15 protein-coding genes are annotated in these 17,449 nt (G+C 38.2%); 10 read left to right on the top strand and 5 right to left on the bottom strand.

Going from position 1 to position 17,449, the window contains the following annotated elements; translation table 11 throughout:
* Positions 1-425 precede the first annotated feature (425 nt).
* From RTL21_RS13610 to galU, 8 genes are all read left to right on the top strand, one after another.
* Complete coding sequence (locus RTL21_RS13610) at positions 426-1,172, top strand: DUF2087 domain-containing protein (RefSeq protein ID WP_312096427.1); 747 nt, start codon at positions 426-428, stop codon at positions 1,170-1,172.
* A 17-nt stretch (positions 1,173-1,189) separates the two neighbouring features.
* Positions 1,190-1,543 carry a GIY-YIG nuclease family protein gene (locus RTL21_RS13605; protein ID WP_312096426.1) on the top strand — a complete coding sequence of 118 codons (354 nt, stop codon included), beginning with the start codon at positions 1,190-1,192 and terminating at the stop codon, positions 1,541-1,543.
* A gap of 154 nt (positions 1,544-1,697) precedes the next feature.
* A complete protein-coding gene (locus RTL21_RS13600) occupies positions 1,698-2,210 on the top strand; it encodes a GNAT family N-acetyltransferase (RefSeq protein ID WP_312096425.1) in 513 nt (170 codons plus the stop codon).
* A gap of 12 nt (positions 2,211-2,222) precedes the next feature.
* Positions 2,223-2,732: a DinB family protein gene (locus RTL21_RS13595; RefSeq protein ID WP_312096424.1), complete on the top strand. Its 510-nt coding sequence runs from the start codon at positions 2,223-2,225 to the stop codon at positions 2,730-2,732.
* Between the two features lie 107 nt (positions 2,733-2,839).
* On the top strand, positions 2,840-4,864 hold the full coding sequence (locus tag RTL21_RS13590; protein WP_312096423.1) for a Na+/H+ antiporter: 2,025 nt from the start codon (positions 2,840-2,842) through the stop codon (positions 4,862-4,864).
* A gap of 144 nt (positions 4,865-5,008) precedes the next feature.
* The gene (locus RTL21_RS13585; RefSeq protein WP_312096422.1) at positions 5,009-6,694 is read left to right on the top strand and encodes an ATP-binding protein; all 1,686 of its coding nucleotides are present in this window, start codon (positions 5,009-5,011) and stop codon (positions 6,692-6,694) included.
* Between the two features lie 62 nt (positions 6,695-6,756).
* The gene (locus RTL21_RS13580; RefSeq protein ID WP_312096421.1) at positions 6,757-7,305 is read left to right on the top strand and encodes a YdhK family protein; all 549 of its coding nucleotides are present in this window, start codon (positions 6,757-6,759) and stop codon (positions 7,303-7,305) included.
* Positions 7,306-7,674: 369 nt separating this feature from the next.
* A complete protein-coding gene (galU, locus tag RTL21_RS13575) occupies positions 7,675-8,571 on the top strand; it encodes a UTP--glucose-1-phosphate uridylyltransferase GalU (protein WP_312096420.1) in 897 nt (298 codons plus the stop codon).
* A gap of 200 nt (positions 8,572-8,771) precedes the next feature.
* On the opposite strand, the gene RTL21_RS13570 is transcribed toward galU, so the two are convergent.
* Positions 8,772-9,683, bottom strand: a complete 912-nt coding sequence (locus RTL21_RS13570; protein WP_312096419.1) for an ArsR/SmtB family transcription factor — start codon at positions 9,681-9,683, stop codon at positions 8,772-8,774.
* Between the two features lie 18 nt (positions 9,684-9,701).
* Entirely contained in the window at positions 9,702-10,334 is a 633-nt protein-coding gene (locus RTL21_RS13565) for a YesL family protein (RefSeq protein WP_312096418.1), read from the bottom strand.
* A 391-nt stretch (positions 10,335-10,725) separates the two neighbouring features.
* On the opposite strand from RTL21_RS13565, the gene arfA reads away from it, so the two are divergent.
* Entirely contained in the window at positions 10,726-12,237 is a 1,512-nt protein-coding gene (arfA, locus tag RTL21_RS13560) for an arabinosylfuranosidase ArfA (RefSeq protein WP_312096417.1), read from the top strand.
* Between the two features lie 278 nt (positions 12,238-12,515).
* Here the strand turns inward: arfA and mnmH are convergent, their stop codons facing one another.
* Both mnmH and selD read right to left on the bottom strand, forming a co-directional pair.
* Entirely contained in the window at positions 12,516-13,583 is a 1,068-nt protein-coding gene (mnmH, locus tag RTL21_RS13555; RefSeq protein WP_312096416.1) for a tRNA 2-selenouridine(34) synthase MnmH, read from the bottom strand.
* Positions 13,584-13,601: 18 nt separating this feature from the next.
* On the bottom strand, positions 13,602-14,651 hold the full coding sequence (selD, locus tag RTL21_RS13550) for a selenide, water dikinase SelD (RefSeq protein WP_312096415.1): 1,050 nt from the start codon (positions 14,649-14,651) through the stop codon (positions 13,602-13,604).
* A gap of 199 nt (positions 14,652-14,850) precedes the next feature.
* Here selD and RTL21_RS13545 point away from each other — a divergent pair, with 199 nt between their 5' ends.
* Positions 14,851-15,900, top strand: a complete 1,050-nt coding sequence (locus RTL21_RS13545) for a permease (RefSeq protein ID WP_312096414.1) — start codon at positions 14,851-14,853, stop codon at positions 15,898-15,900.
* A gap of 38 nt (positions 15,901-15,938) precedes the next feature.
* Here the strand turns inward: RTL21_RS13545 and RTL21_RS13540 are convergent, their stop codons facing one another.
* Positions 15,939-17,066 (bottom strand): GntR family transcriptional regulator, encoded by a 1,128-nt coding sequence (locus RTL21_RS13540; RefSeq protein WP_312096413.1) that lies wholly within the window; start codon positions 17,064-17,066, stop codon positions 15,939-15,941.
* Positions 17,067-17,449: the final 383 nt, after the last annotated feature.

Here is a 17,449-nt window from a genome sequence, read left to right as displayed (position 1 = left end):
ATGAAAACCAAAAAGTAAAGCGACAAAGTAAAAAGTGGTGTTCATCCACCGAATGAAAACCAAAAAGCAAAGCGACAAAGTAAAAAGTGATGTTCATCCACCGAATGAAATCCAAAAAGCAAAGCGAAAAAGTGAAAAGTGGTGTTCATCTACCGAATGAAAACCAAAAAGCAAAGCAACAAAGCGAAAAGTGGCGTTCATCAAGAGGATGAAAACCAAAAAGCAAAGCGACAAAGCGAAAAGTGGTGTTCATCAAGCGGATGAAAACCAAAAAGCAAAACAAAAAAGCAAAAAATAGCGTTCATCCACCGCCAATACAAAAATCCCCTTAATATTGACGAAAAACCCAAAAGAGTTTATTATTTAACTAACAAAAATAAAATTTGTTTATAAAATAACAAACGAAACAACGAGGTGTTTGTTTTATGGATGTTTCATCTATTTTTCAAAATGCAACAATCGAAGAATTAAAAAAGGGATATATAGAGGAATCGGATTCGTATCTTTGTCTATTATGTGGGGAGCAAATAGAGAAAGGCGTGATCTATCCGCAAGATGGGAAATTATATGAAGCGGAGAAGTTTATGAAGCTCCATATTGAGGGTGTGCATCAATCTGTTTTTCATTATTTAATTAGTCTCGACAAGAAAATGACGGGGTTAACGGAGCATCAGACAAAATTGCTGGAGCTTTTTTATCAAGGGAAAAGTGATGCAGAGGTGAAGAAGGAGCTGGAGATTGGCAGTGCTTCAACGATAAGGCATCATCGCTTTGCTCTTAAGGAAAAGGAACGGCAAGCAAGAAATTTTTTGGCGATTATGGAATTGCTGAAGGAAAAAGATAATCATGCGCCTAGTTTTGTCCCTGTTCATCAAACGGCTACGATGGTAGATGACAGATATAATATTACCGAAGAAGAGCAAGTGGAAGTAGCAGCTAAATATTTCAAGGATGGGGTATTGAGTAAATTTCCAATTAAACAAAAGCAAAAATTAATGGTACTTCGTGAAATAGCGAATCGATTAGAGGAGCAGGAGAGCTTTTCGGAAAAGGAATTAAATCAGCTTTTAATGACTATTTATGAGGACTACGTTCTAATAAGAAGGTATTTAATAGAATACGGATTCCTTGATCGCAAAGCAGATGGCAGTCTTTATTGGTTAAAAAAATGAGAGAAGGGTGAAAGAAAATGGATCGCAAAAAAGAGCTAAAACAGCAATATCGGGAAATCCCAATTGAAGCTGGTATTTATACGATAACAAATAAAGAGAACGGGAAAGTTTGTGTTGCTAGCACAAGAAATTTTAAAACGATTAATGGAGTTAAGTTTTCCTTAGAAAATGGCGGATATGCCAATAAAAAATTGGTGGAAGAATGGAAGGCATTCGGTAAGGATGCATTTGTATTTGAAATAGTAGAAGTGCTAAAGCCGAAAGAGGATCCTTATTATAATGAAAAAGAAGAGCTAGCAAAGCTAGAAGAAAAGTGGTTAGACAAGCTGCAGCCGTTTGGGGATAGAGGCTACAATAGCGAGAAAAAGTAAGGGATGTCTTTAAAAAGGCATCTTTTTTTCATAAAAATATCACCCTCTATCAATAGAAAATACTTTCATTTTTCTCCTCTGATTGGTATCTTACTTAATAAGATTATAAAATTAGCTGGAATTTTTCCAATAGTAGAAAAAAGGGGATATGGCGATGATCCGAGAGATGAAGGAAACAGATTTAGGAGATGTTTTAGAAATATACAATGATGCAATCTTACATACAACAGCCGTATATGATTATCGTGCACATTCCTTAGAAGACAGAAAAATATGGTTTAACCAAAGATCTGAAGGAGGGTATCCTCTTTATGTTTTTGAGGAGGATGGAAAAGTGCTCGGGTTTGCTACATATGGTCCATTTCGGGCATGGCCGGCTTATAAGTATTCGATTGAGCATTCTGTGTATGTGCATAAAGAGGCGAGAAAAAAGGGGATTGGCACCTTATTGCTAAAAGCACTAATCGAATGTGCAGAGGAAGAGGGCTATGCGACGCTAATTGCAGGGATTGACAGCACGAATCAAGGAAGTATTTTCATCCATGAGAAATTAGGATTTACTTATTCAGGCACAATTAAAAAAGCAGGCTATAAATTTGAGAAATGGCTGGATTTGGCTTTTTATCAGCTAGAATTGAAAGGTCCAGAATCCCCAGTAGAAGGATAAGGAGGAATAATGATGGCAAAACCAGCAGTTACAGATTATCCAGAACACTACAGAGGTTACGTAGGCTTAGTTCCGGAAGGAGACATTATCGAGATTATTGCTTCTCAATTAGAAGAAACGATTGCTTATGTGAAGGCAAATGAAGACCGAAAAGATTTCCGCTATGCAGAAGGTAAGTGGTCGCTTATAGAAGTGATTGGTCATATAATCGACACCGAGCGAATTATGGCTTATCGTTTATTGCGCATTGCAAGAGGAGATAAAACGCCGTTAGCAGGCTATGATGATGAAGTCTATGTAGAGAATGCACATTTTTCAACAAGAACAATAGATGATCTTCTTCAAGAATTCAAAGCAGTTCGCATGTCAACAGTTGCACTGGTAAAAGGTCTTCCAGAAGAGGCTTGGGAAAAGAGCGGCTTTGCTAATAATGGAGAATTTACGGCGAATGCCCTTATCTATATTATCGCTGGCCATGAACGCCATCATTTGAAATTGATAAAAGAAAGATATACGGTATAAACAAATAGAGAGATTCCATTTAGGGGAATCTCTTTTTAAATGAAACAACATAATACACATAAAAATGAGAGAAACTAGGAGAAGTAATCTTCAAGGAGACCACAAGGATGGATTTATTAATTACTATCATTTTATTATTACTCTGTTTACTAATATCTAATATTATTAGCCATTATCTCCCCTCCATTCCAACTGCGCTTACGCAAATTGCGTTTGGGGTGGTAATGGCCCTTCTATTTTCCGAAATGGAATTTGAACTAGAGGCGGAGTGGTTTTTACTATTATTTGTTGCGCCACTGCTTTATAACGATGGCAGGCATTTTCCACGAGAAGATTTATGGAAAATGCGCGCTTCCATTTTAGGGAATGCGATTATATTGGTATTACTTACAACAATCATTGGCGGATACTTCATTCACTGGCTCATTCCAAGTATTCCTTTGGCGGCAGCCTTTGCATTAGCGGCAATTCTTTCCCCGACAGATCCAGTCGCGGTAAATGGGATTGCGAAGCGAATTCATATCCCGACAAGCGTGCTTAACCTAGTAAGAGGGGAATCGCTTATCAATGATGCCTCAGGATTAGTTGCTTTTAATTATGCGGTTGCGGCTGTTGTGACAGGCTATTTCTCGATTGCAGAGGCGATTACTGATTTTGCCTATACCTTTTTTATAGGGGCAGTTGCAGGGTTAGCTTTAAGTCTTCTTATTGTGATGTTTCGCTTTCTTTTACGAAAACAAGGGATACATGATGTCACCTTTCACTCCTTATTACAGGTGTTGACTCCCTTCTTAATCTTTATTGTGGCAGAGGAAATGCTCCATGCTTCTGGTGTTATTGCAGTTGTGGTCGGCGGCATTATTCATTCATTAGTGAGTGAAAGAACAGAGACGTTGCTTGCTGAGGAGCAGGTTTTGACAGAAAATATTTGGTCTATCGTTATTTTTATTCTCAACGGAATTGTCTTCCTACTATTAGGTTTAAATATTCCCTCGTCCATTGTAGATACGGTAGAAGATCCTTCTTTGAGCAATTGGTTAATTATCGGATATGTCTTATTAATTGGCGCTGTTATTCTTGGTATCCGTTTTTTCTGGTCGTATTTATTTTCCATTTATGAATATAAAACAGATAAGGCAAAGACAAGCGAAAAGCCAAGTATTAAGCATATCTTACTTGTCAGCTTGACGGGAGTACGCGGGGCGGTGACCATGGCAGGGGTTCTATCGATACCATTTGTCATCCATACAGGACAGGGGTTTCCAGAACGATCGTTAATTCTCTTTCTAGCTGCAGGTGTTATCCTCTTTACTTTACTTGCAGCTACTATATTCTTGCCATACCTTAGTAAAAATAGTGGCATGCCGGAAATAAATGATGAGGATCTGCTAACGAGTGCAAAGAAAAAAATTATGATAGCAACCATTGATAAGCTATATTTAGAAATGAATGAAGAAAATAGTACAGCAGCCTATGAATTAATAGATGAATATAAACGACGGATTCGTCAATTAAATCAAGTGGCAAGAATAGAGGAGGAAGAACCTCGTCTTAAAGCGATGACCGAAATTAGGTTACGTGCTCTTAAGCAAGAACGAAACTATGTTCACCAGCTATTAAACGAGGAAAAGATTACAGAAGAAGTGTTTGCGATATTTGAGAAATCATTAGATTATCGAGAAGAAGCTCTTTCCACAAATATGCAGGCAGGAACTAGGTTTCTATTTGGAAAGGCGATTAGAAGCTGGAAACGTTTTGCGAGAAGGCAGCGCAGAACCAAACTAGACAGAAGAGAACAAATTCGCATTGGAAAAGAAATTCAGTTGAATTCGATAAAATCAGCTATCTCCTATTTAGAAAAATGGAAGGAATCCTCGGAGGAAAAACAATGGATACAAGTTGTCATTCGGGAATACCAACGATTGGTGGATCGGTGGGAGAAACCATCTGCATCCTTTAATGAAAAAATACAGGAACAGAAAGAAGAACTACGTCTACGCATCGTCGATCAACAGCGTGCAAGTATTCAGCAAATGTATGAAAAAGGTGAAATGAATCGAGAACAGGCAAAAGACCTGCGACGATTTATTAACTATATTGAAAGTGCGACATTGTATGAATATGAAGAATAAGAAGACACTTCCCTCCCTGTATTAAAGCAGGGAAGGAAATGTCTTCTTTTTTTTACAGAAAAACAAAAAATCCTCCGAATAGTCGGAAATTTACATGCTATAATAAAAAGATATTAAACTTATAAAGAAAGTTGGGGGTTTTTAATGGCTGTATATACTCCTCAGACAAGGTTCCATCCAGAGGTTGCTCTTACAAATCTCTCTGATATGACTTGTGGCGCGCATATCATGTACATAACAAGCAATGAAGATAAATACATAGCTAATGCAGCCTCCTTCATAAAAACCGGCCTGCTTTTGGAGGAAATAGTTATTTTAGTAGATCAGAAGGAAATATGGCCACTAATTATCAAAAATCTGGAAGAAAACGGAGTACATAAGGAGCTAATTAATCGAATTCATTTTGTTGATAGGGAAGAGGTCTTTTATCTAAATGGAGATCTTCGTTTAGAGACTATTTTAGAAGCAACTAGAGACTCAGTTGACCCCAGTTATTTTTTCAATAAAGACATAACGATTCGTTTTTGGGGGAAAATCCCGATCCCCTCCAATCAAGATAAAATTATAGAAATAGTGCTTCAATACGAGGATGAAGTAGATGATTACATAAGAAATTATCAAAATTACGCGGTATGTGCTTATAGCGGGGCGGAATTATCTGCAAACAATTATATCGATTTAAAAAAGTACCATCCATATGTGATGACAGATACGGAATTTGCATTATCCAATGTTTATAAAAAAGAAATCAAGCTTCCTTCCCCTGTACGAAATGGCAAGTACGAAGAGACAATTGCCAATCTTCAACTAGCACAAACCTACTATTCCCGACTAGTAGAAGACATGCTAGACGCTGTCTTCATTACTTCCAACAATATTATTATGTATGCAAATAAAGCAGCTGCAAAATTATTAGGTACCGAGGACATTGTTGGAAAATCAGCTTATGAGATTATGGAACCGGATTTCTTAGAAAAGTATTTAGAAAGGGAAGAGCTTATTTGGGGAGAAGAAATAGCCACTCCCTACGAAATGGAGCTTATTACCCCTAAGGGAAAAATAGTAGAGGTAGAGATTTTAGCATATCCGTTTCTTTTTGAAGATTTAAGCTCAACAATCATTATCATCGCCCGAGACATAAGCGTCAGAAAAGAGAATCAACAGCTTCAGATTAAAAATGAAAAACTAGGAATCGCCGGTCAATTGGCAGCAAGTATTGCTCATGAAATTAGAAATCCCCTTACTGCTATTAAAGGCTTCCTAAAGCTCGCATACCAAGGAGCAATGAATTTAAGTGATATTTACCCAATTATTGATATTGAAATCAACCGGATTGAAACAATTGCCAGCGAGCTAATGTTTTTGGGAAAACCAGCAAAGTCGGAAATTAAAGAAATAAATATCGGAAAAATTCTTCTGGATGTCTATACTTTAATGCAATCACAAGCCAATTTAGATAATGTCGTCATTAATTTAGATACAAATGATAATAATTTACATGCTTTATGCAATGTAGATCAGATGAAACAGGTTTTTATCAATTTGGTCAAAAATGCAATTGAAGCGATGGATAATGGCGGCACCATTAATATGGAAGCAAGCCTGGATGGAAAGTGGATTGTCGTCACGATTAAAGACAATGGCAAAGGAATTCCAAATGAAATAAAGAATAAGCTTGGCGAACCTTTTTACACAACAAAAGAAAAGGGAACTGGTCTTGGGTTAGTAATCTGCTATAACATTATTGCAGAGCATAAAGGCAAAATAGATTTCGTATCCGAGGATGGAGTCGGCACAACCTTTACGATTCGTTTACCTTTAGCCAATTAATGGTTTCAAATGTTTAAAAATACCTCTAAAGTGAAAGAATTCATAATAGAGGAGGTAAGGATATGAAAAGTAGACATGTTTCCATCGCTGCTATTTTTACTGTAATACTACTGTTTTATGGCTGTTCATCTGCTGAAGAAAAGAGCGATAACGAATCAAGCCAAGCCCAGCATGAGCACCAAGAAACTGGCTCTCCAGATATTCCCGAAGGCTTAGAGCCTGCAGAGGATCCGACATATAAAGAAGGTAGTCAAGTGATCTTAAAAGCAGATCATATGGAAGGGATGAATGGAGCAGAAGCGACCGTTTTAAATGCCTTTAATACTATTGCCTATCAAGTGACTTATACTCCAACAACAGGAGGAGAGCAAGTTAAGCATCATAAATGGGTGATTCAAGATGAAATAAAGGATGCCGGAAGTGAAATGCTTGAGAAAGGGACAGAGGTTACCCTAGAAGCAGATCATATGGAAGGCATGAACGGGGCAAAGGCAATTATTGAATCCGCTGAGAATACGACTGTGTATATGGTAGACTATCAACCAACTACTGGCGGTGAGATGGTAACCAATCATAAATGGGTTACAGAGGAAGAAGTATTTGCTGAATAATGTTGTAAAAAAAAAGGGTTGTAATTACAGCTCTTTTTTTGTATGCTTAAATAAAGTTTTCTGAATATTTAATCTATATTTACAGAGGTATACCCAACTCATTTGACAAAATATTGTAAAAAATGATAACTTTATTAAAAAATACATATAAAACTATTTTCAAAGAAATGAGAAAATGGTATGATAGATGTACGTTATTAAGAACAATTTTTATGATATTTCTCCGATTTTTTTCTATTTTTATGTCCTAAATACAGAACGATTCTATGAGATTTGTAAAAAATTCACAAAAATGAAATCCGGTTTGGAGTTCCTTTTTAACAAAAAAATGGTATAATCATAAATGAATTGCCTAAAGGAGGAAATAACTTGAAAAAAGTAAGAAAAGCGATCATTCCAGCCGCTGGTCTAGGAACTAGATTTTTGCCAGCTACGAAAGCAATGCCGAAAGAAATGTTACCAATTGTCGATAAGCCTACTATTCAATATATTGTAGAAGAAGCAATTGCTTCTGGTATTGAAGATATTATTATTGTTACTGGTAAAGGAAAAAGAGCGATTGAAGATCACTTCGATTACGCCCACGAATTAGAACAAAACCTTCGTGATAAAAAGAAATTTGACTTACTTGAAAAAGTTCAATATTCTTCTAATCTTGCAGATATTCATTATATTAGACAAAAAGAACCTAAAGGCTTAGGACATGCCGTTTGGTGTGCAAAAAGCTTTATTGGCGATGAGCCTTTTGCTGTTCTGCTTGGTGACGATATCGTACAAAGCGATACACCATGCCTAAAGCAATTAATTGACCAATATGAAGAAACACATGCTTCTGTTATTGGTGTTCAAACTGTACCGGATAATGAAACACACCGTTACGGAATTGTAGATCCAGGGGAACAAGAAGGAAGAAGATATCAGGTTAACAATTTCATTGAAAAACCTGCACCAGGAACAGCTCCTTCTAACTTAGCTATTATGGGTCGCTATGTGTTTACACCAGAAATCTTCATGTACTTGGAAAAACAACAAGTAGGTGCAGGCGGAGAAATCCAATTAACAGATGCTATCCAACAATTAAACCAAATTCAACGCGTTTTTGCTTATGATTTCACTGGGGATCGTTATGATGTTGGTGAAACTTTAGGATTTGTAAAAACAACATTAGAATTTGCGTTGCAACGTGATGAAATGAGAGAAGAAATTCTTGAATATATGAAAGAAGTACTTGATAAAGCTGATTTAGCTAAAATCAAAGTTTTATAAGAAGAAACGCCTTTTGAGTGTAGGTTTCTCTACATGTGAAAGGCGTTTTTTTATTTTTGGGTGGGAATAGTTGTTTTTCCTAAACAAGTAGGTTGATTTCCACTCATATGTGCTCACTTTCTGCAAGGCAAGAGGTGAGTCTCCTCGTTTCGCATGTCCGCTTAAAATCAACGAGTTTTCACACATAGAAGAAGTTATAATCAAGTCACTACATCATACATTATTCTTGCGATGATATCCTGTGGATAGTTTCCAAAGTTTTTTCCATATAAGGTTAATCCGCCGATGTTTCCTTCGTTGGCTACTGCGAGGCGAAATTTAATGTCTGACTTATGATGGAGTGTAATATCTGAGATGGTTACGTTTGAAATTCGGCAGCCATCTATAAAGGTACCGTGTTCATTGATTCTTAGTAATTTTAACTGGCCATATTGATTTAAGTGAGGGGGCCACCAGGCTGGAGTGCAGGATCCCTTTTCTCCGCCGAAATCTCCAGGCGAAGTCCATTTACCCAAGTTGTTATTGTTTAGCGAAAAGACGATATCAGATGGCCAATTATTATTATAATAAGGTGCTTCTGAGCCTATTTCGAAAATGAATTGGATTTCTTTAAAGCGCTGATTTGTTTTTAAATAGTTGGGGATACGATATTCTAAGAAGCCTTTTGTTAGCCAAATGATGCCTGCCGCCATATGATCTGGGTCTGCAAAGTAACGGGGATCGTCGAATTCTCCAATAATACTGTCCTTTGTAGCGAGTCCACATGTTGCATCTGCCATATAATCGCAATAATGCCCTACCTTTATTTCGTATTCATAATAATTTTCACTCGGATTGTTTTGCAATTCCACTGTAAGTAAATGCTCATTTAAATAGCAAATTTTTTGGATTCCATGCTTGCCGACAGCGGTGGACACATCAATGATGCCGCTTTCCTCTAGTTTCTTTATATGCATAGTTACAGCTCCGTTAGACATATTGAGCTTTTGGGCAATTTCATTTAAATTGAGACTCCTATTTTTTGTTAAAAGAGATAATATTTCAATCCGTATTTCAGAGCTCAATGCTTTGAAAATTGGAACACCAGAACGTAAATCTTTAATATGAATCATGACATCACACCCTTAAGATTATTGTTGGATGGCTTCTTTTTTTCTTTCGTATTGTGCAAAGGTTGACTTGGCAACCCACATAATATAAAGGGCTGGCAGACATCCTCCAAAGAGTAGAATAGAGCCTGGGAAAGTAAGCAATAAATAGCTAATAAAAGCAAGACCAATGATGTATTTTACGAGAGAGAAAGGAGTGATAAAGCTAATGAATAAAGCATTTTTCATTAGCTGGAAGCCTCTAACATCATACTGGACATACATAGGAAAAAAAGATAATAAGGTAATGAAGTATAATCCGCAAATTAGGAAGAGAGGAATATATAAATAAGAAAGAAGAGCAATATTCGTCTGTTCAATCATCAATAAATCCACATAGAGGACGACTCCAATGAAAAGCAGAAATAAACCTAAAAGATTACTTCTTGCAAATTCCTTTTTATATACGCCCCAAAAGGTTGTAAAAATAGGTATATCCCTATCCCCTATCAACCACTTTTGACAAATAGCAAACATTGCAATCGTAGCGGGAAAAAATCCGCCAAGAACCAATCCCAGCAAAGTAAAAACTATCCATAAGACATTCACATAGCACACCTTTAACATCCAATTTGAAAGGGAGTAGACTCTATTAATAAAAGGATTAGTAAACATCTAAAATGGCCTCCTATTTTACTGTTATTAAAAGAAACAGAGATTACTATTTAAATCAACGGTTTATTTTCCACTCTATTATGCTTTTTCTAAATCATATGTTTTAGGTTTTATTAAAAAGAAGGGAAAATATAAATTCGTTCTTTTGACTTAGAAGAATAAATGATTGTTTTAAAAGAAGGAAAAGAGACAAGCTAATCGAACTATAATAACGAAGGGTATTTAGAAAGAATAGGAAACTATCGATTAAATAATAAGCAAATAGAACGAAAAATGAAAACGAATACATTTTTCGCGGATTCAGCTAATACTATGTAAACATGTTAATCAATTCAAACAAAGCTAAAATAAAGAGCTGTTTTTAGTCGCGGCTAATAAAGAGTTAGAAGGGATGAGTTCATTGAGTAAAAAGGCGAAAATGATCATTGAAAAGGATTTTAAAGTAGCGGAAATCGATAAGAGAATTTATGGTTCCTTTATTGAGCATCTTGGTCGAGCCGTATATGGAGGCGTTTATGAACCAGGCCATCCATCTGCAGATGAACAAGGATTTAGAAAAGATGTCATCGGATTAATCAAAGAGCTACAGGTACCGATTATTCGATACCCTGGTGGAAACTTTGTTTCTGGCTACAATTGGGAGGATGGTGTCGGACCTGTCGCAGAACGTCCAAAACGGTTAGAGCTTGCATGGAGAACGACAGAAACCAATGAGATTGGCACAAATGAATTTATGGATTTTGCCAAGAAGGTGGATGCGGAAGTAAATATGGCGGTCAATTTAGGAACAAGAGGGATAGACGCCGCTAGAAATCTAGTAGAATATTGCAATCATCCAAGTGGTTCCTACTATAGTGATTTGCGAATCAGCCATGGTTACAAAGAGCCGCATAAAATAAAAACATGGTGCCTTGGCAATGAGATGGACGGCCCTTGGCAAATTGGCCATAAAACAGCTGCGGAATATGGCAGAGTTGCACAAGAAGCAGCGAAAGTAATGAAATGGGTGGATCCATCGATTGAACTTGTTGCATGTGGAAGCTCGAACCGCAGTATGCCAACCTTTGCAGAATGGGAGGCAACAGTCTTAGATTATACGTATGATCATGTCGACTTTATATCGCTCCACCAATACTATGGAAACCATGATAATGAGATTGGTAATTACTTAGCTCTATCACTGGAAATGGATGACTTTATTCGATCTGTCATCAGTATTGCGGACTATATAAAGGCGAAAAAACGAAGTAAGAAATCGATTTACTTGTCCTTCGATGAGTGGAATGTATGGTACCACTCCAGAGAAGCAGATAAAAAAATCGAGCCATGGACTGTTGCGCCACCTCAATTAGAAGATATTTATAATTTCGAAGATGCTCTTTTAGTAGGGTGTATGCTGATTACGATGCTGAAGCATGCAGACCGTTTAAAGATTGCATGTCTCGCGCAATTAGTAAATGTAATCGCGCCAATTATGACAGAAGCGAATGGCCCTGCTTGGAAGCAAACGATTTTTTATCCATATATGCATACATCTATTTATGGAAGAGGCGTTGCATTAAATCCGATTGTTTCCAGTCCGAAATATGACAGCAAGGATTTCACAGATATCCCATTCCTAGAATCTACAGCAGTCTATAATGAAGAAACAGAAGAGTTAACCATCTTCGCAGTGAATAGAGATCAGGAAGACGGTTTACAGCTAGAATGCGATATTCGTAATTTTGATGGATATAAAGTGGTCGAGCATATAGTGCTGGAAAATCCAGATTTAAAAAGAACAAATTCCGTTCAGGCTCAAGCGGTTGCCCCGCATTCTAACGGAGATGCGAGTGTGGAAGATGGAAAAGTGGCTGCATTGCCGCCTAAGTTGTCTTGGAATGTGATTCGGTTAGGGAAGTAGTGGGGGGATTGCTTTGAAGTATAAAACGTAATTTTGAATCATCATGTTGTGAGTTTGGATAATAAAATGGAAGTTTGGATCATAATGCTATTAGTTTGGACAATAAATTGAAAGTTTGGATCATATCGATAGAAGTTTGGACAATAAATCAAAAATTTGGATCATATCCTTAAAAGTTTGGATCATAATCCAAATTCCCATCACCATCAAACAGCAAAAAGGCATTGCCGCTTGTCCAAATAACAAGCAGTAATGCCTTTTTTTAAGTGAAAATGCCGCTAGAGCTCCTTCACTTCACTTTTTTGTGCTGTGCGACTCTTTTTCTGCCAAAATTCCTTTACTTTGGCGATCGCATCCTCTGTATTTTTTACATATAAATCAATGGTTTGTTCATCTTTGTACTGCATGGCCGTTCTTTCATAGAGAGGATCATAATAATAGGTTAGCAGCAAGGCGACTGCCTCAGCATAATTCTCAGTCTGCAAGGCTTCTTCTATTTTTGCGGCAGCAGGTGTGTGAATGCGCCGTTTAATTAGCTGAAATGCTTCTACACATTCATCGTGATGATCCCATGGGGAATAATCTGCTAATATATGCTGAACTCTCTCTTCAATTGGCATATGAATAAACAGCTGAAGACCAGACTCCTTTTTTTTCAAAAGAAAGTCAGGCAGTAATACTTTACCAATGCGCTTACTTTCTCCCTCCATTAAAAAATAAGGAGAAGAGGGGAGCTTTTCGATTTCGCCGACAAGTAAGGAGTCGAATGTCTTCTGATTGTTAGGCTTTAGTCCAATTTGTCCAAAGATCGAACCACGATGATTTGCCATTCCTTCTAATTCAAGAACTGGAAGCCCTTCTTGTGTTAATTGCTGCAGGATCACGGTTTTATTTGAACCAGTGTAGCCGTTTAACACAATCGCTTCTTGGGGCAATTCCATTGTATCCAATTTATGAATCACCCATTGGCGATACGTGCGGAATCCGCCTTGCAATCGGTAGCTATGAACGCCCATTAAATCGATGAGCGTTGCCGCAGTTTTACTACGCATGCCGCCCCGCCAGCAGAATACCACTACATCTCTGGACAATTCCTGAAAGGATTGGATGAAAGTAGGCAGTTTAGCAGAGACAATTTCCAAGCCACGCGCTTTTGCTGCTTCTACGCTGACCTGCTTATAAATCGTTCCAACCTCTGCTCTTTCTTCATCATTGAAAAGTGGAATATTAATACTGCCTGGAATGGAATGCTCATGAAATTCAGAGGGAGAGCGAACATCAACTAAAGAAAATTCTTTTTTCTCCCGTAATTCAAATAATCGTTCAATTGTTATATCTTGAAACAAGGTAGTTCCGCCTTTCTCTTACCCAACAAAAATATGGCCAGGCTGTTCTTCTGTGACGTCACCAATGATGGCAGCTTCTACGCCAGCACCAACTAATTCTTTCCATAATGCATCTGCTTGGTCACCTTTAACGGAGATTAGCAATCCACCAGAAGTTACCGCATCGCATAAGATCAACTGATCGATTTCATCTAATTCAGAGGAGAAACTAACATCGCCTTCTAGATGGGCAAAGTTGTTTTTCGTACCACCAGGAATAACGCCTTCTTGTGCAAGTTCTTTTACACGAGGAAGAACAGGGACTTGCTTAGGAGCGATATGAATCGTCGTATTGCTTCCTTTTGCCATTTCAGAAGCATGTCCAAGCAGTCCAAAGCCAGTGACATCCGTACAAGCATGCACTTCATAAGCATCCATCACTTCGGCCGCCTTCTTATTCAGTGTAGCCATAACTTTTGTAACACGATCAATTTCTTCTGTTGTTAACAAGCCTCTTTTAATGGATGTTGTTAAAATGCCGACACCAATTGGCTTTGTTAAAATTAGCTTGTCAGAAGGCTTAGCCCCTGCATTTGTACGTACTTTATCTGGATGAATCGTACCAGTGACGGCAAGACCAAATTTTGGCTCTTTATCATCAATAGAATGGCCGCCAACAAGGGTAGCCCCCGCTTCTTTCACTTTATCGCCAGCGCCTCGCATAATATCGGCCAGAATTTCTTTTTCCAATACAGAAATAGGGAAAGCGACAATATTTAAGGCAGTTAATGGTTTTCCGCCCATTGCATATATATCACTTAAAGCATTTGCTGCTGCAATTTGTCCGAATGAATAGGGATCATCCACAATCGGTGTAAAGAAATCAACAGTTTGCACAATCGCTAATTCATCGGTAAGCTTATATACCCCAGCATCATCGCTCGTATCTAAGCCAACGAGAAGATTCGGATTTTTCTCTGCTGGAGGAAGAGAACGAATCACTTCAGATAAGTCAGCAGGCCCAATTTTACAGCCGCAGCCTCCTTTTGAAGATAAAGATGTAAGTTTAACGGAATAAGACTGTGTCATATGACACCAACCTTCTTTCTAGTAAAATAAATATTTTTTTATTAAGCATCATTATCTATTATAAAGCAATGGGCAGGACAATGCATACTTAGTAGATTGGATGGGAAAAAAAGGAGAATAAATCTTTTTCGGGTATCTAAAAATTAAAATGTGATATAATTTAAACGCATTTAATTTAATGATATCGAAGGTGAAAGAGATGAGTACGTTAGCAGAGGAGCAATCAGGCAAAAAAAGAACGTTTTGGTTTGCTTTTCTATTTATATTAGTGACGATAATTGGCCTTACTTATGTAAAATGGTGGCCATATTATCATAAAGCAATCCTTTCTTTTCAAACACATTCTATTGGAGATTCCATTCTCCAAGATCAGATTTCAGCATCTTTTACATGGAGTGCAGCAGTAGATTATGCTATTGTCTACTTTCAATCCGTTTGGAAAGCAGCTATATTAGGTATTCTGCTCGGATCCCTTGTTCAAGTGCTTTTACCGTCGGGGTGGTTGCTGAAGGTTCTAGGAAAAACTAGCTTTGGCAGTACAGCAGCTGCAGGACTTGCATCTATTCCAGGAATGATGTGTACTTGCTGTGCCGCGCCAGTTGCTGTTGGACTTCGCAAAAAGAATGCGTCAGTCGGAGCGAGTCTAGCTTTTTGGATTGGAAACCCAACGATTAATCCAGCAACCTTAATTTTTATGACCTTTGTTCTTTCTTGGAAGTTTACATTATTACGTCTAGTGATTGGATTAATCTTAACCTTTGGAATTAGTTATCTTGCTAATCGGTTTGCGAAAGACACTCCGCCTGTGTCGTTAGATCAATTAATAGAAGATAGCGAAGATAAGCGACCGTTTTTAAGAAGATGGTTTAGTTCTCTTGGGAGCATGCTACTTTATGTCGTTCCAGCTTATATTCTGTCTGTATTAATACTTGGAGCTGCACGCTTTTGGCTATTCCCACAATTAAGTGAGGGCATGTCTAATAGTTTAGTTGCAATTCTGTTATTTGCGATCGCTGGAATGCTTTTTGTCATTCCAACCGCTGCAGAAATTCCGATTATTCAAACCTTAATGGCAATGGGATTAGGTGCAGGACCAGCAGCAGCCTTGCTTATTACGCTTCCAAGCATTAGCTTGCCATCTTTATTGATCGTAGCTAAATCTTTTCCAAGAAAAGTGCTCGTATTTGTAAGTATTTCCGTTGTCGTTTTAGGTATTATCAGTGGCTTAATCGGAAAAATAATTTTTTAATATTGGAGGATTTTTTAATATTGGAGGATCCGCATGTGTTAAGACACTGCGGATCTGTTTTTTTTTACGACGTCTGTTGTGGACCGGATTATTAGCGCTGGTTCATAAATAATCGGTGGCTCTAATGATAGGTCTCGTTCATTCCCCTCTACTGCTGCAATAATAGATTTAGCAGCATCGATTCCCATGCGACTTTTCGGATGAGCGATGGTTGTTAGCCTTATCTCAGCTGATTCTGCTAGAGAAGAATCGTCAAAGCTGATGAGAGAGACATCCTCAGGTATGCACAGATTTAATTTTTGCAAAACTTTTTGGACAGCTGCAGCAACAAGATCGTTATAGCAAACAATGGCAGTTGGTGTATTCTTTTTGTTTGTAAGCGTATTCAATAATCTTTCCTCAAAATCATCGTTGAATTGTTCTGTAGTAAAGGTGACCACCAGCTCCGGAACAATCGGAAGCTTCCCAGTGCGCATCGCCTGCAAGAAGCCCTTCATACGATGGACCCCTTGCAGATCATCGGAGTTAAAGATACCAAGAATTCTTTCATGCCCAAGCTGAATCAGATGCTCTGCCGCAATATATCCACCTTTGACATCATCCATAATCAAATGGAAGGGAGAGAGCTGGGAATAGAACTGATTAATCATCACATACGGAATATTACGTTCTTCCAATTCTAGATAATAGTCCATATTGGGATTAAATTGACTGCTTTTGGTAGGCTCCAAAATAAGTCCATCCATTTTCAAATCAAGCAAGTTACGGATGCATAATCGTTCTTTGGCATGATCATTTTCCGTACAAACTACTGTTAAAGAGTAGCCTCTATCCGTCAAATAGCTCTCCATTCCGCGAATGATGGATGGCGTAATATAATCAGAAATATAAGTAGTCATTACCCCAATATTTTTCCCATTCGTTCGGTTCTTCCCCTTTTTACTAGCAAAAGGCTCCCCGCAAAAGGTGCCAACCCCAGGCTCCCGATAAAGCCACCCGTCATCCACAAGCTCCCCAATCGCTAAGCGAACCGTATGCCTGCTCACATCAAACAACTTCGAAAGCTCATACTCCGAATAAATCCGCTCTCCCGGCTTGACTCGCCCATTGATTACCCAATCCTTTACCGCCTCTACCACCATCAACTTCTTCGAATGTCGTCCCATTGTAATCTCCCCCTTTAAATGAAAATCTGTTACTTCTAAGAAATGCAAACAATTCTGGAGATATACATTTTTTATTGTATTTTTGTGAAAGAATGTTGGAGTTGGGGTGGGAGTGGTGCTGTTTTTCTTGTTAACGGATTGGAAATGGGAGTAAGAGGAGCGTGGGTTAGAGTTTGTGTCTAAGCCCGAATGGCTGGAAAAGAGTTCGCCAAGGTAACAGAGAAGCGTTGTCTGAGCCCGAATGGCTGGAAAAGCAGTCGCCAAGGTAACAGAGAACCGTATCTAAGCCCGACCGGCAGAAAAAGCGGTCATCAAGGTAACAGAGAACCCGTATCTAAGCCCGACCGGCAGAAAAAGCGGTCATCAAGGTAACAGAGAACCCG

It is taken from the genome of Niallia sp., from assembly GCF_031978665.1.
Lineage (GTDB): Bacteria > Bacillota > Bacilli > Bacillales > Cytobacillaceae > Niallia.
Note: the sequence above shows the minus strand (reverse complement) of the source record. Positions and strands in the feature narration are given on the sequence as shown.